The organism is Candidatus Epulonipiscium sp., from assembly GCA_012519205.1.
In the GTDB taxonomy this organism is placed as follows: domain Bacteria; phylum Bacillota; class Clostridia; order Lachnospirales; family Defluviitaleaceae; genus JAAYQR01.
This window is the reverse complement of sequence record JAAYQR010000010.1, coordinates 49,467-75,593: the sequence shown is the minus strand read 5'-3', so window position 1 is coordinate 75,593 and position 26,127 is coordinate 49,467. Positions and strand designations below refer to the sequence as shown.

General features: G+C 35.3%; 26 protein-coding genes. 3 read left to right on the top strand and 23 right to left on the bottom strand.

Annotation, left to right across the window (positions count from 1 at the left end):
• Window positions 1–19: 19 nt before the first annotated feature.
• On the bottom strand, window positions 20–1,216 hold the full coding sequence (locus tag GX308_02540) for an acetate kinase (GenBank protein ID NLK20973.1): 1,197 nt from the start codon (window positions 1,214–1,216) through the stop codon (window positions 20–22).
• A gap of 81 nt (window positions 1,217–1,297) precedes the next feature.
• Window positions 1,298–2,290, bottom strand: coding sequence for a phosphate acetyltransferase (gene pta, locus GX308_02535; GenBank protein NLK20972.1), 993 nt, complete (start codon window positions 2,288–2,290; stop codon window positions 1,298–1,300).
• Window positions 2,291–2,493: 203 nt separating this feature from the next.
• On the opposite strand from pta, the gene GX308_02530 reads away from it, so the two are divergent.
• Both GX308_02530 and ylbJ read left to right on the top strand, forming a co-directional pair.
• Entirely contained in the window at window positions 2,494–3,741 is a 1,248-nt protein-coding gene (locus tag GX308_02530) for a nucleotidyltransferase (protein NLK20971.1), read from the top strand.
• 122 nt (window positions 3,742–3,863) lie between these two features.
• The gene (ylbJ, locus tag GX308_02525; protein NLK20970.1) at window positions 3,864–5,060 is read left to right on the top strand and encodes a sporulation integral membrane protein YlbJ; all 1,197 of its coding nucleotides are present in this window, start codon (window positions 3,864–3,866) and stop codon (window positions 5,058–5,060) included.
• A 13-nt stretch (window positions 5,061–5,073) separates the two neighbouring features.
• Here ylbJ and GX308_02520 read toward each other — a convergent pair whose 3' ends face one another.
• The 7 genes from GX308_02520 to GX308_02490 form a co-directional block, all read right to left on the bottom strand.
• Complete coding sequence (locus tag GX308_02520) at window positions 5,074–5,583, bottom strand: ATPase (protein NLK20969.1); 510 nt, start codon at window positions 5,581–5,583, stop codon at window positions 5,074–5,076.
• A gap of 11 nt (window positions 5,584–5,594) precedes the next feature.
• The gene (gene coaD / locus GX308_02515; protein ID NLK20968.1) at window positions 5,595–6,071 is read right to left on the bottom strand and encodes a pantetheine-phosphate adenylyltransferase; all 477 of its coding nucleotides are present in this window, start codon (window positions 6,069–6,071) and stop codon (window positions 5,595–5,597) included.
• Window positions 6,072–6,073: 2 nt separating this feature from the next.
• Entirely contained in the window at window positions 6,074–6,628 is a 555-nt protein-coding gene (gene rsmD / locus GX308_02510; GenBank protein NLK20967.1) for a 16S rRNA (guanine(966)-N(2))-methyltransferase RsmD, read from the bottom strand.
• Window positions 6,629–6,912: 284 nt separating this feature from the next.
• A complete protein-coding gene (locus GX308_02505) occupies window positions 6,913–7,128 on the bottom strand; it encodes an alpha/beta-type small acid-soluble spore protein (GenBank protein NLK20966.1) in 216 nt (71 codons plus the stop codon).
• A 104-nt stretch (window positions 7,129–7,232) separates the two neighbouring features.
• Window positions 7,233–9,284: an ATP-dependent DNA helicase RecG gene (recG, locus tag GX308_02500; protein NLK20965.1), complete on the bottom strand. Its 2,052-nt coding sequence runs from the start codon at window positions 9,282–9,284 to the stop codon at window positions 7,233–7,235.
• A 24-nt stretch (window positions 9,285–9,308) separates the two neighbouring features.
• Complete coding sequence (locus tag GX308_02495; protein ID NLK20964.1) at window positions 9,309–10,958, bottom strand: DAK2 domain-containing protein; 1,650 nt, start codon at window positions 10,956–10,958, stop codon at window positions 9,309–9,311.
• A 22-nt stretch (window positions 10,959–10,980) separates the two neighbouring features.
• The gene (locus GX308_02490) at window positions 10,981–11,337 is read right to left on the bottom strand and encodes an Asp23/Gls24 family envelope stress response protein (protein ID NLK20963.1); all 357 of its coding nucleotides are present in this window, start codon (window positions 11,335–11,337) and stop codon (window positions 10,981–10,983) included.
• A 197-nt stretch (window positions 11,338–11,534) separates the two neighbouring features.
• Between GX308_02490 and GX308_02485 the strand changes: the two genes are divergently transcribed.
• Window positions 11,535–11,723 (top strand): 50S ribosomal protein L28, encoded by a 189-nt coding sequence (locus tag GX308_02485; GenBank protein ID NLK20962.1) that lies wholly within the window; start codon window positions 11,535–11,537, stop codon window positions 11,721–11,723.
• A 134-nt stretch (window positions 11,724–11,857) separates the two neighbouring features.
• Here the strand turns inward: GX308_02485 and GX308_02480 are convergent, their stop codons facing one another.
• The 14 genes from GX308_02480 to coaBC all read right to left on the bottom strand — a co-directional run bounded on the left by GX308_02480 (window position 11,858) and on the right by coaBC (window position 26,086).
• The gene (locus GX308_02480; protein ID NLK20961.1) at window positions 11,858–12,001 is read right to left on the bottom strand and encodes a hypothetical protein; all 144 of its coding nucleotides are present in this window, start codon (window positions 11,999–12,001) and stop codon (window positions 11,858–11,860) included.
• A gap of 91 nt (window positions 12,002–12,092) precedes the next feature.
• The gene (locus tag GX308_02475; GenBank protein NLK20960.1) at window positions 12,093–12,731 is read right to left on the bottom strand and encodes a thiamine diphosphokinase; all 639 of its coding nucleotides are present in this window, start codon (window positions 12,729–12,731) and stop codon (window positions 12,093–12,095) included.
• Window positions 12,731–13,396, bottom strand: a complete 666-nt coding sequence (locus tag GX308_02470; GenBank protein ID NLK20959.1) for a ribulose-phosphate 3-epimerase — start codon at window positions 13,394–13,396, stop codon at window positions 12,731–12,733. The genes GX308_02475 and GX308_02470 overlap by 1 nt, the downstream gene beginning before the upstream one ends.
• A 5-nt stretch (window positions 13,397–13,401) precedes the next feature.
• The gene (rsgA, locus tag GX308_02465) at window positions 13,402–14,280 is read right to left on the bottom strand and encodes a ribosome small subunit-dependent GTPase A (protein NLK20958.1); all 879 of its coding nucleotides are present in this window, start codon (window positions 14,278–14,280) and stop codon (window positions 13,402–13,404) included.
• Window positions 14,281–14,298: 18 nt separating this feature from the next.
• Window positions 14,299–16,254 carry a Stk1 family PASTA domain-containing Ser/Thr kinase gene (gene pknB / locus GX308_02460; GenBank protein NLK20957.1) on the bottom strand — a complete coding sequence of 652 codons (1,956 nt, stop codon included), beginning with the start codon at window positions 16,252–16,254 and terminating at the stop codon, window positions 14,299–14,301.
• Between the two features lie 4 nt (window positions 16,255–16,258).
• Entirely contained in the window at window positions 16,259–17,008 is a 750-nt protein-coding gene (locus GX308_02455; protein NLK20956.1) for a Stp1/IreP family PP2C-type Ser/Thr phosphatase, read from the bottom strand.
• Between the two features lie 9 nt (window positions 17,009–17,017).
• Window positions 17,018–18,055, bottom strand: coding sequence for a 23S rRNA (adenine(2503)-C(2))-methyltransferase RlmN (gene rlmN, locus GX308_02450; GenBank protein NLK20955.1), 1,038 nt, complete (start codon window positions 18,053–18,055; stop codon window positions 17,018–17,020).
• A 4-nt stretch (window positions 18,056–18,059) separates the two neighbouring features.
• Window positions 18,060–19,421 carry a 16S rRNA (cytosine(967)-C(5))-methyltransferase RsmB gene (gene rsmB, locus GX308_02445; protein ID NLK20954.1) on the bottom strand — a complete coding sequence of 454 codons (1,362 nt, stop codon included), beginning with the start codon at window positions 19,419–19,421 and terminating at the stop codon, window positions 18,060–18,062.
• Between the two features lie 34 nt (window positions 19,422–19,455).
• Window positions 19,456–20,151 (bottom strand): zinc metallopeptidase, encoded by a 696-nt coding sequence (locus GX308_02440; GenBank protein ID NLK20953.1) that lies wholly within the window; start codon window positions 20,149–20,151, stop codon window positions 19,456–19,458.
• Window positions 20,152–20,166: 15 nt separating this feature from the next.
• Window positions 20,167–20,937 carry a DUF116 domain-containing protein gene (locus tag GX308_02435; GenBank protein NLK20952.1) on the bottom strand — a complete coding sequence of 257 codons (771 nt, stop codon included), beginning with the start codon at window positions 20,935–20,937 and terminating at the stop codon, window positions 20,167–20,169.
• Window positions 20,938–20,946: 9 nt separating this feature from the next.
• Complete coding sequence (locus GX308_02430; GenBank protein ID NLK20951.1) at window positions 20,947–21,891, bottom strand: methionyl-tRNA formyltransferase; 945 nt, start codon at window positions 21,889–21,891, stop codon at window positions 20,947–20,949.
• A gap of 18 nt (window positions 21,892–21,909) precedes the next feature.
• Entirely contained in the window at window positions 21,910–22,362 is a 453-nt protein-coding gene (def, locus tag GX308_02425; protein NLK20950.1) for a peptide deformylase, read from the bottom strand.
• 31 nt (window positions 22,363–22,393) lie between these two features.
• Window positions 22,394–24,868 (bottom strand): primosomal protein N', encoded by a 2,475-nt coding sequence (gene priA, locus GX308_02420; GenBank protein ID NLK20949.1) that lies wholly within the window; start codon window positions 24,866–24,868, stop codon window positions 22,394–22,396.
• 30 nt (window positions 24,869–24,898) lie between these two features.
• A complete protein-coding gene (gene coaBC, locus GX308_02415; GenBank protein ID NLK20948.1) occupies window positions 24,899–26,086 on the bottom strand; it encodes a bifunctional phosphopantothenoylcysteine decarboxylase/phosphopantothenate--cysteine ligase CoaBC in 1,188 nt (395 codons plus the stop codon).
• Window positions 26,087–26,127: the final 41 nt, after the last annotated feature.

Sequence of the window (26,127 nt, the reverse complement as noted above, 5' to 3'; positions counted from 1 at the left end):
GTTATTATTTGTCAATAAATTATTTTTTAAGCAAGTTCTTTGTTTCACGGGCAATCATCAGCTCTTCATTAGTTGGAATTACTAAAGAGTGTACTTTTGCATCGGGGGATGAAAAGTCTCTTTCTATGCCTCTGCAGTTATTCTTTTCTTCATCTACCTTAACCCCGAAAAATCCCAGATATTTACATATGTCTCTTCTTACCTCATGGTTGTTTTCCCCAAGACCTGCTGTAAATACAATGGCATCCAACCCTCCCATTGCCGCCGCATAGGAACCTACATATTTTGTAACGGTATAGTTAAATACATCCATAGCTAATTTTGCTCTGTCATTTCCATCTTCCATGGAGTTTTCTATATCTCTAAAATCACTAGATACCCCTGACAATCCAAGTACTCCAGATTTTTTGTTCAATATATCATCTGCTTCATGGGCTGAGATATTTTCTTTTTCCATTATGAAACTTACAATGGCAGGGTCAATATCCCCACATCTAGTTCCCATAACCAACCCTGCAAGAGGTGTAAATCCCATACTGGTATCTACGGATTCTCCTCTATCTATGGCACATACACTAGCTCCATTTCCTAGGTGGCAGGTAACAATCTTTAACTCTTCAATAGGTTTTTGCAAAATTTCTGCTGCCCTGTAGGCTACATATTTATGGGAAGTTCCGTGAAAACCATAACGGCGAATTTTATGTTTTTCATATAATTCGTAGGGAATCGCATACAAATAAGCATGCTGTGGCATTGTTTGGTGAAATGCTGTATCAAATACCGCCACCATTGGAGTGTTAGGCATTAGATATTTACAAGCTTCTATTCCTATTAGGTTTGGTGGATTATGCAAAGGAGCTAAATCACTGCAGGCTTCTATGGCCTTGATTACTTCTTCATCGATAATAACCGATTCACTAAAGCTTTCTCCCCCATGAACAACTCTATGGCCTACTGCAGATATTTCATCCATACCTTCTATAACACCGTATTCTTTATCAGTCAATGCATCAATCACTAGTCTTACTGCCTCTTTATGATTAGGCATTGGAGATTCTTTAATAATCGTTTCTTTGCCTTCTGGGGTGTGCTTTAATCTTGAGCCTTCTATTCCTATTCTTTCACAAAGCCCCTTGGCATACACCTGCTCTTCTTTCATATTAATGAGCTGGTATTTTAATGAAGAACTCCCACAATTGATTACAAGTATATTCATTCCAATCGTCTCCTTAATTAAAATAGTACAAAAAAATATTATAGATAATCCTACCGCCAAAATAAGAATATATTGATTTTATTAAGATAGCTGGGCTTGTACAGCAGTAATTGCTACAACTCCTACAATATCTTCAGCACTGCAGCCCCTTGATAAATCATTAACCGGTTTAGCAATCCCTTGGGTAATAGGGCCATAGGCTTCAGCTTTTGCTAATCTTTGGGTTAATTTATATCCAATATTACCTGCGTCCAAATCGGGAAATATAAGAACATTGGCCTTGCCTGCAATATCATTTCCCGGAGCCTTGCTTGCCCCAACACTAGGTACTATGGCAGCATCCAGTTGAAATTCTCCATCTATTCTTAAAGTAGGCTCCAGTTCTTTTGCTATTTTAGTAGCCTCTACTACCTTTTCTACATCGGGATGGCTGGCACTACCCTTTGTCGAGAAGGAAAGCATACCTACAACAGGTTCTTTGCCAACTAATTGTTCAAAGGATTGAGCTGAACTTAAGGCAATCGCAGCCAATTCCTCGGAATTCGGATTTGGAACAAGTCCTGCATCAGAAAAAATAAATGTACCATCGGCACCGTAGTCACAATCAGGAACAACCATTATAAAAAACGCTGAAACCAATTTTGTATTAGGTGCAGTTTTTAATATTTGAAGGGAAGGCCTAAGAACGTCTGCTGTAGAGTTTACTGCCCCAGCAACCATACCATCAGCTATACCCTTTTTAACCATCATTACCCCAAGATACAAGGGATTAAGAAGCAGTTTCTCTGCATTTTCCTTAGTCATCCCTTTATGCTTTCTTAAATCAACTAGGGTATCCACAAAATCATTCATATTATCATATGTATCAGGATCTATAATCTTGGCTCCTGAAATATCCAAGCCACTTGATTTTTCTAATATAGCTCCCTTGTTTCCAATTAATACAACATTTGCTAATTCCTCTTTTAAAATAGTTTGTGCTGCTTCTAGGGTCCTTATATCTAGAGATTCTGGTAAAACAACTGTTTTTTTATCGCTTTTTGCTTTTTGTTTGATAAATTGTATGAAATTCACAATGTTTCTCCTCTCAACTGTATTCATGTATCTATTATAAACAACTTGTTCATTGTATACAATAGTCTTAAGAAAGATTTGTTGTTTTTATTTTAATCTTATAAATAGATATTTTTTGGGGAAGGACTTTGATTGTAGTATATATTGACATCTAATAACATTCATAGAATAATAAAACTAAAATACCCTCTTGGAGGTTGTTCATGAAAACTGTAGGTTTGATTGCAGAATATAATCCATTTCATAATGGGCATCTTTATCATTTACAAAAATCTAAAGAAATTACCAAGTCAGACTCCTCCGTTGTAATTATGAGCGGAAACTTTGTTCAGCGGGGTGAACCTGCTATCGTTGATAAATGGGTACGTACAACTATGGCCTTAGAGGCAGGGGCAGATTTAGTTTTAGAATTGCCCTTAATGTATGCAACAGCCAGTGCGGAGTTTTTTTCATTAGGTGCCGTATCACTTCTTCATCAATCAGGGATTATTGATTCGGTGTGCTTTGGCAGCGAATACGGCTTTTTAGAATTATTATCGCAAGTGGCTGATTTTTTATACAATGAATCAAAAGAATTTAAAGAAATTTTAAAAGTCTATTTGCTTCAAGGTCTATCCTTTCCTGTTGCAAGAAGCAAGGCCCTAATTTATTCTATGGAAAAAAAAGGGGGAGCCGATGGATTAGACCATATCCTATCTTCCCCCAATAATATCCTAGCCATCGAATACCTAAAGGCTTTAAAAACCTTAAATAGCAATATTAAGCCTTTTACTATTAAAAGAAAGGGGTCTCCTTATCAATCCCTTTGCATAGATTCACCTATTGCATCGGCTACGGGAATAAGGTACGCACTTAAAAATTCTAAAAAGGATATCCTTTATAAGACCATGCCCAAAACCTCTGCTGATTTGTTCCTGGGAGCAATAAATGAAGGCTTAGCGCCTGTATACTACAATGATTTTTCTCCAGAAATCCAATACCTTCTTAGGACATTGAACATCGATGATTTAAGGAGCTTTATGGAAATGGAGGAAGGGTTAGAACATAGAATCAAAAATTACGCAAGGAATCATTATCAAATAGAGGATTTGTTAAGGGAAGTTAAAACTAAAAGGTATACCATGACAAAAATTCAAAGAACCCTCCTTTATACTCTGCTTCAAATCCGTAAGGAGGAATTCTGGGAATTTCATAATAACGGTGGACCACAATATATACGTATATTAGGATTTAGAAAAAGCGCTACCCATATTTTAAAAGCGCTAAAACAAAATTCCAAGCTACCCATTGTTTCAAATATGAAATCGGCCTTTCACGATTTTAAAGGGCTCCCTAAGAAGATGCTAGAAAAGGAAATAATGGCTACGGATATATATAGTCTTCATTTTCCCGACTTTCATCAAAGAACAATAGGTCTAGAATTTTCTAAGCCCCTAATCATTCTAGAGTAATAACTTAGGATGTTAGATACAAGTTATGGTAATAAATAAATAATTCTATAACATATCTATAAATAAGGATGATAATAATATTTCTATTCCTGGGCTTTCTAAAATAAATTAGGAGGAGTGCGATGGATACTAAAAATAAATCCATAGAAACCTCTAAGGTTATCTTTATATCGATTGTAGCTTTTGTAGTAATTGGTATCTTGATATATCCTAAGCCAGTGTTTGAATCTTCAAAAGATGGACTTTTACTATGGTTTAATACGGTACTTCCATCCTTATTTCCCTTTATGGTGGGTACCTATTTATTGATTGAACTGGGTATCGTTAATTTTATGGGTGTATTATTTGAACCCATTATGCGTCCCCTATTTAATGTCCCAGGGATTGGAGCTTTTGCCTGGATTATGGGCCTTGTTTCCGGTTACCCTATAGGCGCTAAAATTACTGCCGATTTAAGGGCTAATGGTAATATTACAAGGGTGGAGGCCCAGCGTCTTATCACTTTTTCGAATAATGGCGGACCCCTATTTATATTAGGGGCTGTATCGGTGGGTATCCTTAATAAACCTGAGTTAAGGTTATTTCTTTTATTTATTCATTATTTGTCTGCTTTGTCCATGGGAATTGTGTTTAGATTTTATAAAAAGGAGACTACTTGCAAAAAAACCTTCTATAAAAACCTTTTTAAAAAGGCCCTCAATCAAATCATTCTTAAACAAAAAAAAGAACCTAAAAAAATAGGTCTTATACTTAAGGAAAGCATAATGCACTCTATGGAAATTATTGTTCAAGTGGGAGGCTTTATTATATTATTTTCTGTCCTATCTGAGCTTCTTAGGGAATTCTTAATCCTTGATTTATTGACTAGGCTCCTTGAATTCCCATTCTATCTTATGGGTTTTAATAAAGATCTCATTTCAGGCTTGGTTCTTGGGATAATAGAAATTACAAATGGCATTAAAATTTTAGGGGCATCTTCTGCTCCCTTATACCAACAATTGGCCTTAATAAATTTTGTAATTGCCTTTGGAGGCATTTCGATTTTCACCCAGACACTAAGTGTTATAAACCATTCAGATATCAAGCCCCCTATTTATGCCCTATCTAAAATTTTTCAGGCCATCCTTGCTTTTGTGTACACGATGATTTTTTATCCCTATATTGAAGGATTGACCCACCAGACCAAAATGGTTTTTAACTTATTTCAAGCTACCTATCAAAGCAATATATGGCTTCAAACCTGGACACATATTTGTGCCTTTTTATGTGTATTTTTTATACTAATAAATGTCAGGATGGTTTTTAGGAGGAAATCCTAATACTTATTCTTGATTAGTTATTAGAATTTCCTCTTAGTTCTTGACGATTAGTATATATGGTATTAACGGTCTTTCCTAGGGCATCTTCTAAATGAGAAGTTTCGTTATGTATTTCTTCTAAAGTTATTTTTACCTTGTTTTCAACTGCAGATAAGATTTCATCTACATAGTCTATAGCCCCTAAACGCATTTCTCTTGCATTTTGTTTTGCGCTTTCGATGATTTCTTCTGCTTGCTCATAGGCCCTTTTTGTAATCTCATGTTCATCGACTAATTTAGATAATTTGGCATCCGCCTCTTTTAAGGTATTTTCGGCTTCCTTTTGGGCATCGATTAAGATTTTGTTTCGTTCTTCAATTACCCATTTTGATTGCTTGATTTCATTAGGAAGCTTAAGTCTTATATCCGTAATGATTTCATATAATTCCTCTTTATCTACCATAACCTTCCCTGTAAAAGGAACCGCACTGCTTCCATCTAATATATCCTCGATTACCTCTAACAATTGTAAAATACTATCCATAATACCCCACCTCACATGTATTTTGTCTGTATGTATTCTGCAACTTTTGGGGGGACTAATGAATCGACATTTCCCCCAAATTCTGCGATTTCTTTTACAATACTAGAACTTAAAAATGAATATTGCACATTTGTAGCAAGAAAAATAGTTTCAATATCTTTAGATAAATTTCGATTGGATTGGGCCATTTGTAGTTCATATTCAAAATCCGTTACCGCCCTTAAACCCCTTATAATAATGCTGGCATTTTTTTGAACGGCAAAATCTACAAGTAACCCCGAAAAGGCCTCCACCTTCACATTGGGAAAATGACGGGTAATATCTTTTAAAAGTCCAATCCGTTCTTCCACTGTTAAAAGAGGTTGTTTTCTAACATTGGACAATACCCCTACAATTAATATATCCACTAAACGGGAAGCCCTACTAATAATGTCAAGATGCCCATAAGTAGCAGGATCAAAGCTTCCCGGATAAATACCTATTCTCATAACTACTCCTCCAGTAACTTCAAAAAAGTCATCGTTGCAGTCTTATATCTTTTTTCTTTCCATAAAATAAACTTGTACATATTTAGTATAAGCTTTTTTGAAGAATGTTCAATAATAATATACCCAGAAGGGGAAAGAAGTCGATAATCTTTAATCTTATTAACTACTTCCTCTATTTCATCCTCGGCATAAGGGGGATCCATAAAAATAATATCAAAAACTTCTTTTTTATCTTTTAATATTCCCAATCCTAAATGAACATTAGATTGATATACCATAGCCCGAGTGTCTAATTTGGTATGCTCTAAGTTTTCTTTTATAATGGCTTTACATAAGGGAGACTGATCTATAAACACGACTTTTTTAGCTCCTCTGCTTAAAGCTTCTATACCTATTGCCCCCGTACCACTATATAAATCTAAAAATGAACACCCATAAAGGTCTCCTGCAATTATATTAAATAGGGATTCCTTATTTTTATCAGATGTTGGGCGCGTTTCTATTCCACTAGGAGATTTTAATTTATGTCCCCTTGCGCTACCACTGATTACTCTCAATCTTCCACCTCCTACTATAGAAACTGAATTTAAATACAATTATTTGGCAAAGCCTAAAACCAGTCTTTTTAACAGGTTTTTGATATATTATTTTTCCCTTTATTATAATTTAATAATAAACTGAATAAATGTCAATTCTTATGTACATAATATTAGTGAATCCCCTTAATATTCTTCTTTTATTTCTCCTCTCCCTTTAATACATCGATTATTTATTAATCGATGTATTTTTATCTATTTAAAAAGGAATGATAGCAACTATCATTCCTTTTTAAATATTATATTTATTGAAGATTTGTATTTTGTGCCATTTGACGTTCCTGTGCTTCAATCATTTTCTTAACCATGTATCCACCAACAGAACCATTTTGTGCGGAGGTTAAGTCTCCGTTATACCCTTGTTTTAAAGGAACACCAATTTCGTTAGCTATTTCAAATTTAAATTGATCTAGAGCGGCCTTTGCTTGAGGTACTACATTTCTATTTCCTCTGCTTGCCATATTAATAGCCTCCTTTAATTTATATTCTTTATTTAGCACCACTGGTGGCACACTAGTATTATGTGCAGATTTTTGTCGAATATGATTGTTAAATTCTAGAATTATTATAAAGAAATTTTTATACTTTCTTCATTAAAGAGTAGGTCTATTTTTTGTTTTAACTGTTTATGTTCTTTCATTTCAAGATTAGGATCCATCAACAATAATTTGGCAGCGGCCTCTTGAGCATTTTTTAAAATAGGAATATCTTTATATAAATTGGCAATTTTAAATTCCGGAAGCCCATGCTGTCTGGTCCCAAAAAACTCTCCGGGACCCCTGAGTTTAAGGTCTGTTTCCGAGATTTCAAAGCCACTATTGGTCTGTCTCATTACCTTCATTCTTTGAGCAGTTAATTTACTCTTAGAATCGGTAATTAGTATACAGTAGGATTTGTAAGAGCTCCTCCCAACTCTTCCCCGGAGCTGGTGGAGTTGTGCCAATCCAAAACGTTCAGCATTTTCAATAAGCATGATGGTGGCATTAGGAATATTAACTCCAACTTCCACTACTGTCGTCGATACCAACACTTGTATTTCACCTTTTAAAAATGCATCCATTATTTTCTGTTTTTCCTTAGGGCGCATTTTGCCATGGAGATAATCTATGGTGATTCCAGTAAGTTCCTTTCTGACTTTCTCAGTATAAGAAACTACCGATTGAAGTTCATCGTTTTCAGATTCTTCTACCATTGGACAAATAATATAAGCCTGTCTTCCACTTATAATTTCTTTTTCTATAAATTTATAAATTCTATGTCTATAGGAAGTATCTACACTATATGTGTCAATATTTTGCCTTCCTGGTGGAAGTTCATCAATAATGGAGATATCTAAGTCCCCGTATAGGATAAGGGCTAGAGTCCTAGGAATAGGGGTTGCCGTCATAATAATAACATCTGGATTATTTCCTTTTTCAGATAAGATTGCTCTTTGCCTAACTCCAAAGCGGTGCTGCTCATCAGTGATTACCAATCCTAAATTTTTAAATTGAACATTACCTTCTATGAGGGCATGGGTACCAAATACGATATCCACTTCTCCTCTTTCTAGTTCTCCTAATAAGGCCTCTTTTTTCTTTTTAGAAAGGGAACCTGTTAGGAGTCCCGTTTTGATATTATGTTTTTCTAATAAAGAAAGTAAGCCATTATAATGCTGTGTGGTCAAAACCTCCGTTGGTGCCATCATAACCCCTTGATACCCATTTCTTACGGCAACGAATAAAGCTAAGGCAGCAATTATAGTTTTCCCTGAGCCAACATCCCCTTGAACTAATCGATTCATAATTTTATCGTTTTTCATATCTTCTTTGATTTCACCAAAGACTCTTTGTTGTGCATTGGTGAGTTTAAAAGGAAGCTTATCTACAAAGGAATTTATCTCGGTGGGAAGTTTAAATATAATTCCTTTTTTATTTTGCCCAATTTGACTTTTTATCTTCATTAAAGCGGTTTGAAGCAAAAAAAGTTCCCCGAATACAAGGCGGTTTCTCGCTATGAAAAACCCTTCGTTGGATTCGGGAAAGTGAATATTGTAAATAGCATAATTATGATCTGCCAATTTGTATTGTTTACGAATCCATTTAGGTAAAAATTCGACCAATTGATTTTGTGTTTCTTTTATGGCATTGAGAATAATCTGCCTGATTACCTTTTGAGATAATTTATAGGTAGTAGGATAAATTGGTACAATTCTTCCCGTAGATATAGTGTGATTGCTGAACTTTTCGTATTCCGGGGATTCCATTTGAATCTGTCCATATTTATAAACTATTTTTCCTGTAAAAATATAAGCATCGTTAAGTTTAAATTGTTTTTTTAAGTAGGGCTGCCCATACCAAATACCAAAAATACTTCCCGTTTCATCCCTTAAGCCTACCTTGGTTAAGATTTGTTTTCCGATTTTCATATTTTGCGGCATAGTACATATTTTAGCTAATATAGTATTGGATTCATTATAGGCTATATCCCTTATTTTCTTAATTTGTGTTCTATCTTCATGTTCCCTTGGGAAATGGTATAAAAGTTCCTCCACCGTGTATATGTTTAATTTATTTAGTTTCTTTAATGTTTGTTCCCCTACCCCTTTAACGGTTTGGACGGAATCTGAAAGATGCATGTAAAAGCTCCCTTAAAAATAGTTTTATTCCACTGAGAAAATATAATAGTAAAGAGGCTGTCCTCCATAATGTATTTCTACTTCACAATCGGGATAATTTTCTTCGATATACTCTTTTATTTTATCTGCTCCGTCTTCTTCCACATCTTCTCCATAATAAATACTTACTATTTCGCTATCATCATCTATAATATTATCAATAAGTTCTTTAGTAGCCTCTTCTAATTTCTCAGAAACGACAACTATATCCCCCTCTACTATTCCAAGGATATTTCCTTCTTTTATATTCCTATCACCAATAGATGTATCCCTAACGGCAAAGGTAATTTGTCCAGTTGTTACATAGGACATACTTTCATTCATAGATTTTAGGGTATCCTCCATATTGCGGTTAGGCTCATACCCTATCATAGCTGCTATTCCTTGGGGAACAGTCTTAGATGGAACAACCCATATTTCTTTTTCTTCCACTAGTTTTTGCGCCTGCTCCGCTGCTAAAATAATATTTTTATTATTGGGAAGGATAACTACCTTTTCAGCATTTACTTTATCTACGGCATTAAGGATATCCTCCGTACTAGGGTTCATTGTTTGACCCCCTTGTATTACATAATCAACGCCTAATCCCATAAATATTTCTTTTATTCCTTCACCAGTAGAAACTGCTATAAATCCTATGGGCTTTGTTTCTTTAAGTTCTGGGGTGGTTATTTCTTCTATTACAACTTTATTTGTATGCTGTTCTCGCATATTATCTATTTTCATATTCGTTAAAGTCCCTATGGATAAACCCTTTTCAATTGCCTGCCCTGGGTGATTGGTATGCACATGAACCTTAATTACCTCTTCATCGGATACAACAACTATGGAATCTCCGATTGTATTTAAATAATCCCTTAGACTACCAACCATTTTATCATTTGTATTAGACGAATTAATGATAAATTCGGTACAATATCCAAATGTAATATCCTCATGACTTATGGATGCTAAGGCGGAAAAGGCCGGAGTGCCACTGACTGCTTTTTTGATACTTTCTTCTAAAGAAATATCTTCTGTGCTATTAATGACTGCTACAGCCCCCTCTAGGATATACAATAATCCCCTTCCCCCTGCGTCAACCACCCCTGCTTGTTTTAAAACCGGAAGCATATCTGGAGTCTTTGCAAGAACAATATGAGCATGAACAAGTACCTTTTTTAAAAATTCCTCTATGTTCTTCGTTTCTATTGCTAATTCAGCCGCTTTTTCCGCTGCTTCCCTAGCCACTGTTAATATGGTACCCTCCTTAGGCTTCATAACTGCTTTATATGCAGTTTTAACTCCTATTTTAAAGGCATTCGCCAGGGCAGCTGTGTCGATTAGCTCATAATCTTGAAGGCCCTTAGAAAAGCCTCTAAATAACTGGGATAAAATAACCCCTGAATTTCCCCTAGCCCCTCTTAGAGAACCTGAAGCTGCTGCCTTTGCTATTTCATGGATATTTTGGGATTCGATTTTTTCAACTTCCCTTGCTGCTGCTAAGACTGTAAGAGACATATTAGTTCCTGTGTCTCCATCGGGAACAGGGAATACATTAAGTTCATCTACTATTTGTTTGTTTTTTTCTAGATGATTTGCCCCGGCAATCATCATTCGTTTTAGTAATGCTCCATCTATATTTGAAATACTCACCTTGCTGCCTCCTTTGTATCAATTAATTGTCTACTCTGACACCTTCAACAAAAATATTAATTTTATCAACTTTAAGACCTATGAATTCTTCCACTTTATACTTGACTGTAGCAATCAAGTTATCTGCAACTGCGGATATATTGGTGCCGTATTCTACGATAACATGAAAATCCATTATAACACTGTTATCATTTATATATACTTTAATTCCTTTTGTTAAACTTTCTTTTCTAAGCAGCTGAACCAATCCATCCGTAACATTTTTAGTTGCCATTCCCACAATACCATAGCATTCCATAGCTGTTAGACCAGCTATACGGGCAATGACTTCTTCTTCTATGAAAATATTCCCGTATTCATTCATTAATTTACCAGCCATATTAAACCCTCCTGAAATATCATTCTTTTTACTTTTATGATATAATAAATCCTTACTATATATTATACCATTCTTTCTGCATTTTCAAAATGAAATTGTCAATAATAAAAGATATATTTTTTCTTGCATTATTTTGTACTATCTGATAGAATATCTTTGTTGTGTCACGGTTACGGAACCTAAAGGAGGTGTTTGCGATGGCAAAATGCGATATATGTCAAAAAAGTGCTCACTTCGGCATTCAGGTGAGTCACTCCCATAGAAGATCAAATAAAAAATGGAAACCAAATATTAAAAATGTCAAAGTATTGGTTAATGGAGCTAGAAAAACATTACATGTATGTACAAGATGTTTACGTTCTAACACAGTAACCCGCGCTAACTAAACAAATAATTACAATTAAAAAAGTGTGCATTTGCACACTTTTTTAATTTGACTTTATTCCGCACATTTTCTTGATTATTGAACCAATTAGTTTAGGCATTTTTATTACCATAATTCTCAAGCTTCCCACCTCCATCAATAGTTATTCATTAATAAATATCCTAAGAAAATACATATTATTGATGCAGTAATTACAAATCCTGTCCCGGGAAGAAGGAAAACAAGAAGCATCCCGATTCCTATCGCTAGAAGAGTTAAGCCAAATACTCTTTTCCTCATACCTTTCCCCTCTTCAATATTATTTAGTATAGTTTATTCTAAGGATATTAAATATGTGAATTATAAATGGCCTCAACAAAGTTGAGACCATTTATAATTCCTTTGATTTAATAACTAAAAGCAAACCGGATTTGATAGTTATAAAAGCCTTGGAATCAGTAATTGCATTGCTTACCCCATAGGAACTTCCCCCTCGCAAAATGGCATTTTCTAAGGGGTAATATAATCCCTTAGTAGATACCCCTGTAACTTCCAAGGAAAAGGGGATTAAAGATACATAATCATTTTTGTTTCCTACTATAGTAATTCTATCATCAATTAAGTGAATTTGATTGTGCGCATCTATGAGGGTTGCCGGTATCTTGCTTTTTAGGCTTAAATAAAGCAAATGAATATTACCTAGGGTATGATCCATGCGAGAACCTATCCCCCCGACAATCCATATCTGTTTAGCCCCCTTATGGATAGCGTATTCTAAGGCTAATTCAGTATCTGTCTTGTCTTTTTCCGTTGGAAATGTTTTAAAGGGAACGGATTTGTTTTTATAAAAGGCTATAGCTTCCTCCGAGGCGGAGTCAAAATCTCCTACAATCAAATCCGGTAATAGGTTCATATTTTTGGCATGTTCCATCCCTTTATCTGCACATATGATACAATCTGCTTGATTAACATATGAATTGCAAAAGGAATAATCCCTTATATTACCACCGGCAAATATTAATATATTCATCATCTGCCTCCAAGTTTTTCAAATAACTTTAAAAATTCCTCGATTGAATCTTTGGGATTAGGGGTGTTGTATATTGCCGAACCTGCTACAAGGATATCGGTTCCTGCTTTTATTAGTTCTTCTGCATTGCTTAAATCTACTCCCCCATCTACCTCGATTTCCACCGATAATCCATTGGCTTTGATGCACTCTGAGAGTTCCTTTATTTTATCTAGGCATTGCAAAATAAAACTTTGTCCTCCAAACCCTGGGTTCACCGACATAATAAGAACCCTATCAATATCCGAAAGGATATACTTTAAGGTGCCTAAATCCGTTGCAGGATTTAGGGCAACCCCAGCTTTTATCCCTAATTCTTTAATGCTCTGGATAGTCCTATGTAAATGGGTACAAGCTTCTTGGTGTACTGTTATTATATTTGCTCCTGCATTAAAAAATTCCTTAATGTACCGCTCAGGATTTGTAATCATGAGATGAACATCAAATGGGAGTTGGGTATGTTTTCTTATGCTTTTAATGACAGGGGGGCCAAAGGTGATATTAGGAACAAAATGACCATCCATAACATCTATATGTATAAGATGCCCCCCTCCTTCTTCCACCAGTTGTACATCATCTTTTAATTGTGAAAAATCAGCCGCTAATATTGATGGTGCCAATTTTATCATGTCTACCATCTCCTTTTTTCTGCAATTTCCAATTCCTCATATATGAATTTATAGCGATTATATCTTTCTCTATCGATCATACCTTCTTCGACTTTTTCCCTAACCTTACATTGCGGCTCATGGATATGACTGCATTTTGAAAATTTACAGTCTTCATTATATGGCGTAAACTCCTTATAGAAATATTGGAGATTAGGAAGCTTTATATGTTCTAAGGATAGGGAACTAAATCCTGGGGTATCTAGTATAAAGCCCCCTTCTTTTAAGGGCAAAAGTTCCACATGTCTTGTGGTATGTTTTCCTCTTTTTATTTTCTCGCTTATTACTCCAGTTTTTAGTTTCAAGGTAGAATCAATGCAGTTAAGTAAAGAAGATTTTCCCACTCCTGAAGGGCCTGCAAAAACAGTATTTTTATTTATTAGCTCATTTTTTATCCCGTCAATACCCAATCCCATACGGGCACTGGATAATAAAACCTTATATCCTGCTTTTTTATATACAGATTGCATATTTTTGAAGTTTTCTTCCTCATCAATATCTATCTTATTTATGCATATACATGGTTTTAGGCCTTGTTCTTCAACCAAAATTAAAAATCTGTCTAAAAGATGGAGGTTAGGTTCCGGATTTTTAGCAGCAAAGACTATAATTACCTGGTCGGCATTAGAAACCGGGGGACGAATTAGAAGATTCTTTCGTGGCAAAATTTCAACAATCTTTCCATCTTGCCCGCTTTCACCTATTTCAATTTTTACTTCGTCCCCTACAAAAGGAGTGAGATTGATGTTTCTAAATACTCCCCTGGCCTTACATTCAAATATTTTATCTTCCACCTTTACATAGTAAAATCCGGCAATCCCTTTGACAATAGTTCCTATTATCATACAGTGTCCTCCATGCTATTTGAATTCGATGGGTTCTTTATATTGTATGTTATCATTAATGTATATTTCAATATACCCTTCCCCTTCTCCTATTACTGGAATTTGTAAAGGAAACTCTGAAATATCGTGGGTGTTTTCATAAATAAATCTATTCTCCCCATTTAATCTGACTCTTACATGGAATGTGGTCGTATCTGCATTAAGGGGAGCTGATATTTCTATATACTTTTCAATCGGTCCACCGATGTCTGTATCTGCTGGTTCTTCTTCAATCCCTTCACTTACCACCAAATCTATTTCAAATCCTTCTTTAACCATTTCTCCTTCGGCTACTCCTTGACTAATTACATAACCTTTTTCTACTTCGCTACTTGGAACATAACTTATTTTAAACCTAAGGCCGGAGTTTTTAAGCTGATTTTTTGCCGCTTCCTCCGATAGTTTAACTACATAAGGCACAGGGACAGTTATTATTTCTTCCCCGCGGCTTACCACTATAGTAACCGTCTCCCCAGCCCTAAGTTTAGTCCGTGGTCTTGGGTCCTGAGAAATAATATAGTTTTCTTCTACCGTATCATTATATTCCGGACTTATTTTAACACTGAAATATTTTTCTAATAGCATTATGGCAGTATCGTAGTCTAAGGATTCTACGTCGGGCACCTCAAAGGTCTCGAAACCTTTGCTAATATTTACTACTACCTTGCTGTCAAAATTAATGACGGTTCCTTCTATTGGGTCTTGAGAAACGATTTTACCTTCTTCAATATTTTCATCGTAAACTTCTTTGCCTCTTACTAATATTAATTGTTTTTCCTTAAGGAATTCATCCGCATCTTCAAATGTCATATTTATAAGTGGCGGTACCATAACAACCTTTGGTTCTAAATAATCTTTAATATAACCAATGCCAATTGCACTAATCACTATAATTAAAATCACTGAGGTGAATATTGCCCCCACAGTAACCCATTTTTCCCTAGGGTTCTTTTCCTCTTCGATAGGTGCTATACTTGCTTTTGGAATGGTATCTAGTTTTTCATAAGGGGAGTTTTTTGGCTCTCCCCTTAATAGTTTCATTTCATTTTCTGTCATTTGAATAGTAGGGGAGTTTTCCATCCCTGATTTTTTTACAAAATTTCCATTAGGATGTTGCAGGGAACTTTCCATATCCTTAATCATTTCATCAACGGATTTGTATCTATTCTCAGGTCTTTTCTGAGTTGATTTCATGATAATATCTTCCAGACTAGAGGATATATCGGTATTTATACTTCTTGGGGAAGGAATTTCCTCATTAATATGCTTTAGGGCAACAGTAACAGGACTTTCTCCTTCAAAGGGAAGGGTTTTAGTCGCCATTTCATACATTACAATTCCCAAAGAATAGATATCACTATTTTTATCTACATAGCCTCCCCTTGCCTGTTCTGGGGAAAAATAATGTACGGAACCAATGGCTTTTCCCGTTGTTACTACAGTAGAAGAATCTAGGGTTCTAGCAATCCCAAAATCTGCAACCTTCAAAACTCCTTCATCAGTAATAAGTATATTTTGGGGCTTTATATCTCTGTGAATGATATTCTTTTTATGAGCATGCTGCAGGGCAGATGCAATATCCATTGCTATACTTAAAACCTTAGGTGACGAAAAAGGAGCATTACTAGCAATAGTTTCTTTTAGGGTTTCCCCATGGATATATTCCATTACGATATAATGTATATTGTCTTCGTTTCCTACATCATAGATTCCTACAATATTAGGATGGGATAAACTTGCAGCTGCCTGAGCCTCTACCCTAAACCTAGATACAAATTGCTCATCTGTGACAAATTCTTCCCGCAATACCTTTATTGCTACATAGCGCTGTAGTTTATTGCATTTTGCCTTGTATACAACAGACATGCCTCCTGCGCCGATTTTTTCAATGATTTCATACCTACTACTTAATACAGTTCCTTGCTGCAGCATCGTCTCACCTTCCTTCCATCCCCTTAATAAGGATTACTGAAATATTATCAAATCCCCCGTTTTGGTTAGCCTTATCAACTAATGCCTGGGCTATTTTTTCTATGTCACTATTGTTTTTAATAATATGTATAATATCTTGATTCTTTACCATATTTGAAAGTCCATCTGAACACATAAGTATAAATGAAGTCTTATCTATTTTGTATGCATAGGTATCCACATCAACATGAAAATTTGTTCCTACAGCCCTTGTAATAACATTTCGCCTAGGATGGTTTTTGGCTTCCGATTGCGAAAGAGTACCCTTTCGAACCATTTCTTCCACAAAGGAATGATCCATAGTCAATTGATGGATATCATTTCCTTCTATAATATATAGTCTACTATCTCCTACATGGGCAACATAAACGTATTCGTCTATTATAACCGATACTAAGAAAGTGGTTCCCATTCCCTTTAAAAATTCGTTTTCCATAGATTTTTTGTGAACTGCATCATTTGCACTTCCTATTGCATCGATTAGGAAAGATTGAATATTATCATGTGAAATATCTTCTTCCCTATTTTCGTGAATATAATTACAAAAACTTTGTATTGCTAAGGAGCTGGCTTTTTCCCCCGCTTGATGCCCCCCCATTCCATCCGCAACGATGTAAATATTAGGAAGACATCCAAAACGGGTATTATGGATAAAGATAGCATCCTCGTTATTTTCTCTATGTTTTCCTATATGACACCGTCCTGCTGATATCATAGACTCACCTCATTTCTTATTTAGATACCTTCTTCTTAATTGACCACAGGCAGCATAGATATCACTTCCTAATTTTCTTCGTACTGTGGTCTCTATTCCATAGGATTTTAGGATATTTAAAAATTCATTGATAGCTTTTGTTGTACTTTCTTTGAGATTAATTTCCTTTACGGGGTTCATTGGAATTAAATTAACATGGCATAAGAGACCTTTTAATTTTTTGCCCAATTCATGGGCATGTTCTTTTTTATCATTAACCTGATTGATAAGTGCATATTCAAAAGTGATTCTCCTATGGGTAACCTTGGTATAATAAACACATGCCTCTAAAAGTTTCTCCATAGAATACTTTTTAGATATGGGCATCATTTCATTCCTTATGGAATCATTAGGGGCATGTAAAGACACTGCCAAAGTGATTTGCAACTTTTTATCTGCTAGAATATACATTTTGTCTACCAAACCACAAGTTGAAAGGGTAATATGTCTTTGGCCGATATTAGCTCCTTTGGGATTATTGATTAAATCAATAAATAAAAGAATCTGCTCCATATTGTCCAAGGGTTCGCCACTACCCATGATTACAATATTGGATATCTTTTCGCCACTGTCCTTTTCTATTTGATAAATCTGCCTAAGCATCTCCCCTGCTGTTAGATTGCGAACCAATCCTCCTAAGGTAGAGGCACAAAAGGCACATCCCATCCTACAGCCTACTTGCGATGAAATGCAAGCTGTATTTCCATAATCGTAATGCATCAAAACACTTTCTATTATATTATTATCTTGTAATCCAAACAAGTATTTTGTCGTTTTATCAATTTGTGACACATACTTTTCTTCTATAGATAGTAGATTAAGCTTCCATTTGTCTTTGATTTTTCCCCTTAGTTCTTTAGAAAGATTGCTCATTTTATCAATATCTTCAACCCTTTTCCCATGTATCCATTCAAAGATTTGCTCGCCGCGAAAAGGTTTTTCACCTAATTCTTCCATGTGGTTTTTTAAATCTTCTATGGTTTTTGAAGCAATATCTATTTTGTTCATTTTTCTACCTCTTTCGCCTCAGTCTTGCAATGAAAAACCCATCGATATTATGAATATGAGGATACAACTGAATATATCCTTTTTTTGAAGTTTCACTCCTAAGGGTTTCTGGGAGATAAGGATCAATATCCTCCAATTCAAAATCAAAATTACGGGTAAACCAATCTATATTTTCAATGTTTTCCCTTTTTGATATTGTACAAGTACTATATACTAAAATTCCGCCCACATTCACATATTTGGAACAAGTAGATAAAATTTGTCTTTGGACAACAATTAAATCTTCTAAATCCTTAGGGGTTTTTTTGTATTTTATATCTGGTTTTTTGCGAATAATCCCAAGCCCTAAACAAGGGGCATCAATTAAAACCCTGTCCATCTTAGAAACCATCGTATCATCTAATTGAGTGGCATCCTTAAGCTGGGTTTTTATAATTGAAATACCTAATCTCTGTGCCGAGGATTTAATTAAATCCAGTTTATGCTCATGAATATCCCTGGCAAATATTATGCCTTCATTTTTCATAAGCTCCCCGCAATGGGTTGCCTTGCCCCCAGGAGCAGAACATACATCAAGAATATTATCCCTAGGCTTAGGATTTAATATATGGCCTACTAACATGGAACTTTCGTCCTGTACTTGAAACAATCCTTGTTTGAAGGAAGGCAATTCGTTAATTGCCGATGTTTTTGAAATACCCAGAGCTTCTTTTGAATAAACTCCATCGTATACTACTACATCCTCCTTAGAAAGGGTTTTCATTAAATCTTCTTTATTTGTTTTTAAAGTATTGCATCTGATAGAAACCACCGGACTTTTATTAGAGCCCCTGCATAAATCTTCTACAAACTGTGGTGAATAGGTATCAAGCCAATAATCTATTAACCATTTAGGATAAGAATAATAAACTGATAAATACATGGAAAAATCCTTATAGGGATTTGGATAGCTTATAGCTTTTGAGTTTCTCGCAATGTTTCTTAATACCCCATTTACAAAACCCGATAGTCCCCTTAAGCCTCTTCTTTTTGCAATCTCTACGGATTCATTACAGGCAGCAAAAGATGGAACTTTGGTCATAAATATAATCTGATAAACCCCACACCTAAGTATATTTAGGATTAAGGGTTTCATTTTATTGATTTTAGTCTTTGAATACTGATTAATAATATAATCAATCGTAATCAAATACCTAATAGTCCCATGGACTATCTCTGTAATAAAGGCTTTATCTAAAGGAGTTAAATCGCTATATTTTGAAAGTTTTTCTCTAAGAGATATATTGCTATAAGCCTCATTTTCCATAACTTCCGCTAGGACAAGAATGGCTATTTCCCTTGGATTTGTTTTTGTCACTAGAATCATCCTTTCAAATAAAAAGCGTTACGAAGTAACGCCTTTAATCGTTTCTACGGCCCCCAAATAGAGTTATTAAACGTAATAAATTGGCTATGGCTACTGCTGCAGAAGCAACATATGTAAGGGCCGCAGCATTTAAAACCTTCCTTGCATGGGGAACTTCATTTTCTAATAAAAGTCCTTCTCCATCTAGGATTCTTATTGCTCTATTGGAGGCATTAAATTCAACAGGCAAAGTGATTAATTGGAATAGGACAACTCCAGAAAAAAGTAGAATTCCAATATTAACTAAGGTGTATGAAAATACAATGCCCAAGAAAATAAGAGGCATTGCCATATGGGACCCTATATTTACAATGGGCACAATGGAATTTCTTAAATTCAAAAAGACATATCCCTTGTTATGTTGAATGGCATGCCCTACCTCATGGGCAGCTACCCCAACGGAAGCAATACTATTGCCATTATAGACCTCTCCCGATAATCTAAGGGTTTTAGTCCTAGGATCATAATGATCAGTTAGTTTTCCAGAAACCATTTCAACAGTAACATCGTCAATTCCTTGATATTGTAGGATTTTATTGACTATTTCCGCCCCGGTATACCCCCTTCTAGTTCCTACCCTAACATATTTATTAAAAGTTGATTTCACCCTTGTTTGAGCGTACATGGCGAAAATAATTGCAGGTAAAACTAAAATGATATACGAAGTATCAAAATATAAACCACCTAACATTCTACCACTCCTTATTTAATTTATAGATAATTCTATATTCTTATGATTGTATTTTTTAATGGCATCTTCTACCTTTTTAATATTTACAGTGGTATTGATACAAGGACCATTAGGACAATCATTTAAAATTCCATAGACAGGAATGCCACTTATATCCAGTATGCCGCTAATTAAATCCCTTTCACAGGCAATTGCTATAATGTATTTTGGATGATATTCTTTTACCACTCTTCTAGCTAAAGTTCCGCCTGTGGCAATGGATAATTTGTATCCATATTTATTCTTTAACTCCTTCAAACTGGCGACTTTACATTTCCCACATTGTGTACAAGCCATAGGATCCGATGTGATTTTTATATTGCAGCTTGAATGCTGAATACAGTGGGGGGCTAATATTAGTATATCCCCAGGATGACCTTTTAATTTCAATGCTTCAACAAATATATTGTTCATTTGAATAAAAAACTGATTGATTAATCCCTTATCATAATGTAAAAAAGCTGCCATACCCATAATAAAAGGGTACATCCACCTAAGGATTTTGGAGGCTCTTCCAGGCAAAAGAAGATATAGTTTTTTATTCTTATAAATAATAATAAGGAAAACAGATGCAGCCATAATAAGTAATCCGAAAATAGAAAGAATAACTGTAATAACAAAAAATATCTTTTTGTAGAAGTCCGTTGGGATATAGGCATGGAGTAGCCATAATGCAATAAAACTACATATAAGAAAGAATGCTATTGCTGTAATTGTTTTTACAAATTGCCTCATCCTTATATCCACAAAATCCCCCTAAAACTTCGTTCCTAAAATTGTATTTTTGTCCATATCATGTCCCCTTAGGTACTCTCTTACTGCCATTCTTTTTCCGTTAGGGACCTGTATCTCCGTTATAAGGAGACTGCCATCCCCAGTTTTGACTATTAGGCCTTTATCTTTTATTATTTCCACTATTTCACCTGGCAAAGCATTTTCATAGGTTTTATTGTAATTCTGGGCCTTCCATACTTTTAGCATAAATTCTTTATAAAAAGTATAAGCACTGGGCCAAGGTGAAAGACCCCTTATGAGATTAACAATCTTATTAGAGGGTTCATTCCAATTAATTAAACCCATTTCTTTTTTAAGCATTGGAGCATAAGTGGCCTCGCTACTATTTTGCTTTTCTCTTTTTAAATTACCTCTTATAAGTTGGTCTAAGGTATCTTTTAAGACTTCAGCTCCGACGATAGACATTTTATCATGTAAGTCCCCTGAAGTATCCTCCTTTGAAATAGGAGTTTCTCCTTTAAGGAGCATATCCCCTGTGTCCATTCCTTCATCCATAAACATGGTGGTAACCCCTGTTACTTCTTCTCCATTGATAACTGACCACTGAATAGGGGCAGCGCCTCTATACTTTGGCAGAAGGGACCCATGTACATTGATACATCCAAACCTTGGCATATCCAGTATTTCTTTAGGTAGAATTTGCCCAAAGGCAATGACAATGATTAAATCTGGACTAAGAGATTTCATAGTTTCTATAAATTCAGAGTCTTTAACCCTTTCCGGTTGGAATACTGGTATATTTTCTTCTAATGCAAGCTGTTTTACCGGTGGGGGTAATGTCTTTTTACCCCTTCCTTTTGGCCTATCAGGCTGAGTCACAACGGCTATAATATTGTATTTTTCTTCGATTAATTTTTTCAGAGAGGGAACAGCAAATTCAGGTGTTCCCATAAAAACTACTTTCATGCTTTTACCTCTTTTCGTTTATTCGTCTAAATATCTAATCGCTAAATCTGTAAAAAGAACGCCATTTAAATGATCTATTTCGTGACAAAGCGCTCTAGCAAGGAGACCTTCCCCTTCTATTATTATTTCATTCCCCTCCCTATCTTGGGCTTTTACCTTAACTTTATCGGGTCTTTTTACTTCTCCTGTTAAACCTGGGACACTTAGACATCCCTCAGGTCCTATTTGTTCTCCATCTTTTTCCTGAACCTCGGGGTTAATCAGTTCAATAATCCCATCCCCTATATCAATAACAACTACTCTTTTTAAAATTCCCACCTGAGGTGCTGCAAGTCCTACTCCTTCTGCCTCATACATTGTTTCTACCATATCGTCTAATAGGGTTAATACCGAAGGGGTAATTTCTTTTACTTCTTTAGACCTTTTTCTTAATATTTCGTCTCCATCGGTTCTAATTTGTCGCAATGCCACTGCACTTCCTCCTTTTTATTATACTTCTAAATTAATTCATCATAAGGGGGTCAATATCCGTCTGAATTAATATATCTTCTGTGTTTACTATTTTCTTTAACCTATTAATACAATAATAACCATATTTCATTAAAATATTTCTATCATTGTATTTAATTATTATTCTCCACCGATATCTATTTTTTATTTTTGATAATATAGCCGGGGCAGGTCCATAAAGTTCAAATTGGTTGTTTTTATTAAAGTATCTTAAGATATCAATTAATTTATAAGAATTAGTAATTACATTTTTTTCATTGGTTCCCACCATAAGAATCATAAAAATATGGGAAAAAGGCGGATAATTCAACTCTTTCCTAAGCTCTATTTCCTTTTCATAAAACCCTTCATAATCATGGTTTCTTGCCATTTCTATGCTGTAGTGCTCTGGATCATAGGTTTGAACTAATACTCTTCCTGGCAGTTCTCCCCTTCCTGCTCTTCCACTGACCTGGGTTAAAAGTTGAAAGGTCCTTTCAGCAGAGCGGAAATCTTGAAGGTGTAAGGTTAAATCTGCAGCTAGTATCCCCACTAGGGTAACATTGGGAAAATCATGGCCTTTAACTATCATCTGGGTGCCTATTAATATATCTGCTTTCTGTGCCTTAAATTGCCCTAATATTTTTTCATATCCGTATTTACCCCTAGTTGTATCTAAGTCCATTCTAAGAACGGTGGCCCCAGAGAATACCTTTTTCACTTCCGCTTCCACCCTTTCCGTCCCAACGCCAAAATATTTTATATGGGGTGAACCGCATTGGGGGCAAAGCGAAGGTATATTGATTTTATCACCGCAGTAGTGACATTGTAAGGATTTATTATACGCATGGTAAGTATATGAAATACTACAACTTTTACATTTAAGCACATAGCCACATTTTCTACAGGATACAAAGTTAGAAAAACCCCTTCTATTTAGAAATAATATGGTTTGTTCTTTTTTATAGAGGTTTTTTTTGATTTCTTCCTCAAGGGCATTGCTAAAAATAGAACGATTCCCACTTACAAGTTCAGCTCGCATATCTATGATTTCTACTTCCGGAAGTTGGGAATTATTAGTCCTATTATCCATCTTAAGAAATCCTATACTGCCAAGCCTAGCATCATGGTAAGATTCTAGGGATGGAGTAGCTGATGCGATAAGGCATACCCCTCCTAACATCTCACATCTTTTTTTTGCCACCTCTTTAGCATGATATTTTGGAGTTATCTCTGATTTATAGGTATTTTCATGTTCTTCATCAATTACGATAAGTTTTAGGGATGAAAAAGGAGCAAAGACTGCCGATCTTGGTCCTATCATAACAGAGACTTTTCCCTCCCTTGCCATATTCCATTGGTCAAATCTTTCTCCGAGGGAAAGTTTACTATGGGTAACGGCTACCTTATCTCCAAAGCGACTTTTGAAACGTTCAACGGTTTGCGGGGTTAATGAAATTTCAGGAACGAGGACAATAGCCTGCCCTCCTTCTCCTATAACCTCTTCAATCAACTGTAGATATACTTCTGTTTTTCCGCTGCCCGTAATCCCATGTAAAAGGATGGTTCCACCTTTTGAATTATTTATTTTGTTTAATGTATATTTTATCACATTTTCTTGTTCCTTAGTAGGAATAAGAGGACTTGTTGGTTTAAAATAAATATGGCCATAAGGATCTCTATTGAGCTCTACTTCTTCTATTTGAATCATATTTTTATTGCTAAGGGATTGAATGGAAGCACTAGATATCTGAAGAACCTTTTTGATTTCACTAAGGGATACTGATTCATTAGCCACTAAGAATGAAAGTATCCTTGCCTGTGCGTGATAATTTTTTTTTGATTTATAACTATCTATTATATCTTCTAGCTGCTCCATATCCATTTCTTTATTGATGGAAACATATTTTATATAATAGGTTAATTCTTTTATATCTTCTTTTTGCTTATGATCAACAATGCCTTCTTTAATAAACTTTTTTATAAGTCTATCCGTGCTTTTCCCAAACAAATCAAAAACATCGTCCATTAAGATGTATTGTCTTTTATTAAATAAATATAAAAGAACTTCCTTTTCTTTTTCCGTCCTTTTATCCAATTCAAGTTCGCAGCTATCAAAAATATGAGAGGATATTCTTACAAAGCTTTCTACTATTACCTTCATTCCCGAAGGTATTATTGTCTTTAGACAATCAATCATGTTGCAGGCATAATATTCTTTCATCCACTTAGCTAACTCTAGCATATGTTCATCAAAGAGTGGAAACCTATCTATTATATTGTCTAGCTCTTTTAATTTACTAAGTTCTATAGAAGTATCATCACAAAATCCGACAACATAGCCCTCTACCCTTTTATTTCCCCTACCAAAAGGAACCATTACCCTATTGCCAATTCGAATTGTAGATTCTAAGTCTTTAGGTACTTTATAATGAAATAATTTATCCAGATTCGAATGGGAAATTCCTATTATTACTTCTGCAAGCATATTTTCCTCCCTCATTTAATCCATGGGCCTTTATAATTTCAAGGCTTCATTCAAAATGCAATGGGCCAATTCTTCCTTACTCATTAAAGGAAAAGTTTTTTGCTCCCCAGTTTTTTTCACGATGGTAATTTGGTTGGTATCATGATTAAATCCCACATTCTCCCTTAATATATTATTAATGCATATCATATCTAAATTCTTCTTTTGTAATTTTTCTATACCATACTTTAGTTCATTATTACTTTCTGCAGCAAAGCCAATAAGAACCTGTTTCTTTTTCTTCTCGCCTAATGCCTTTAATATATCTTTATTAGGTTTAAGATGAATTGTTAGGGTGTCGGAAGTTTTCTTTATCTTCGAAGGAGATACAGTTTCTAGTCTATAGTCACTGGGTGCTGCAGATTTTATAACCATATCGACTTGGTCATAGTTTTTGATAACCGCTTCGTACATTTCTTCCGTAGTTGTTACATGAATAGTTTCACAGTCCTCTGGGGGTTTTAGGCTAGTAGGCCCTGTAATTAAGGTTACCTCTGCTCCCCTATCGATTGCAGCCCTTGCTATTTGGTAGCCCATTTTCCCTGAACTATGATTGCTTATGTACCTGACGGGGTCTATGGATTCTCTTGTGGGACCGGCTGTAACCATAATCCTTTTATTCAAATAATCCTTGGGCCTAGGATTAAGTATCCTAACTGTTTCTTCTACTATTGCTTCTACCTCTGCCAGTTTTCCAACTCCCATATCTCCACAGGCTAATCTTCCCTGGGAAGGAGATATGAAAAAATACCCTAGCTCTTTCAAATTACTTATATTTTTTTGTACAATCCTATTTTGATACATGGCTGTATTCATAGCAGGAGCAAAAACTACCGGGGCTTTTGTAGCCATCACCGTGGTGGATAACATATCATCTGCAATACCACAGGCTATCTTCCCTATAATATTAGCTGTCGCAGGGACTATCAAAAACAAATTTGCTTTTTTAGCCAAGGAAATATGCTCAATCTCCCAAGTAGATGGCTTTTCAAACATGTCCGTTACTACGGGATTATTGGTTAATGACTGAAATACCAAGGGTCTAACAAACTCCGTGGAAGATTGAGTCATAATAACCTGTACATTAAATCCTAATTTTATTAAACGGCTGGTAACTTCACAAGCCTTATAGGCTGCGATACCACCCGTAACTCCTAGTACAACAGTTTTCTTATCCATGGCTACCTCCATTTTATAAACAAAGTGCGCGAAAAGGCGCA

Excerpts from the sequence above, each read along its gene's own strand:
- GX308_02540 (NLK20973.1), bottom strand. The coding sequence starts at position 1,216 with ATGAATATACTTGTAATCAATTGTGGGAGTTCTTCATTAAAATACCAG.
- GX308_02530 (NLK20971.1), top strand. The coding sequence starts at position 2,494 with ATGAAAACTGTAGGTTTGATTGCAGAATATAATCCATTTCATAATGGG.
- ylbJ (NLK20970.1), top strand. The coding sequence starts at position 3,864 with ATGGATACTAAAAATAAATCCATAGAAACCTCTAAGGTTATCTTTATA.
- GX308_02520 (NLK20969.1), bottom strand. The coding sequence starts at position 5,583 with ATGGATAGTATTTTACAATTGTTAGAGGTAATCGAGGATATATTAGAT.
- coaD (NLK20968.1), bottom strand. The coding sequence starts at position 6,071 with ATGAGAATAGGTATTTATCCGGGAAGCTTTGATCCTGCTACTTATGGG.
- GX308_02505 (NLK20966.1), bottom strand. The coding sequence starts at position 7,128 with ATGGCAAGCAGAGGAAATAGAAATGTAGTACCTCAAGCAAAGGCCGCT.
- recG (NLK20965.1), bottom strand. The coding sequence starts at position 9,284 with ATGCATCTTTCAGATTCCGTCCAAACCGTTAAAGGGGTAGGGGAACAA.
- GX308_02490 (NLK20963.1), bottom strand. The coding sequence starts at position 11,337 with ATGGCTGGTAAATTAATGAATGAATACGGGAATATTTTCATAGAAGAA.
- GX308_02485 (NLK20962.1), top strand. The coding sequence starts at position 11,535 with ATGGCAAAATGCGATATATGTCAAAAAAGTGCTCACTTCGGCATTCAG.
- GX308_02480 (NLK20961.1), bottom strand. The coding sequence starts at position 12,001 with ATGAGGAAAAGAGTATTTGGCTTAACTCTTCTAGCGATAGGAATCGGG.
- GX308_02475 (NLK20960.1), bottom strand. The coding sequence starts at position 12,731 with ATGAATATATTAATATTTGCCGGTGGTAATATAAGGGATTATTCCTTT.
- pknB (NLK20957.1), bottom strand. The coding sequence starts at position 16,254 with ATGCTGCAGCAAGGAACTGTATTAAGTAGTAGGTATGAAATCATTGAA.
- GX308_02455 (NLK20956.1), bottom strand. The coding sequence starts at position 17,008 with ATGATATCAGCAGGACGGTGTCATATAGGAAAACATAGAGAAAATAAC.
- rlmN (NLK20955.1), bottom strand. The coding sequence starts at position 18,055 with ATGAACAAAATAGATATTGCTTCAAAAACCATAGAAGATTTAAAAAAC.
- rsmB (NLK20954.1), bottom strand. The coding sequence starts at position 19,421 with ATGATTCTAGTGACAAAAACAAATCCAAGGGAAATAGCCATTCTTGTC.
- GX308_02440 (NLK20953.1), bottom strand. The coding sequence starts at position 20,151 with ATGTTAGGTGGTTTATATTTTGATACTTCGTATATCATTTTAGTTTTA.
- GX308_02430 (NLK20951.1), bottom strand. The coding sequence starts at position 21,891 with ATGAAAGTAGTTTTTATGGGAACACCTGAATTTGCTGTTCCCTCTCTG.
- priA (NLK20949.1), bottom strand. The coding sequence starts at position 24,868 with ATGCTTGCAGAAGTAATAATAGGAATTTCCCATTCGAATCTGGATAAA.
- coaBC (NLK20948.1), bottom strand. The coding sequence starts at position 26,086 with ATGGATAAGAAAACTGTTGTACTAGGAGTTACGGGTGGTATCGCAGCC.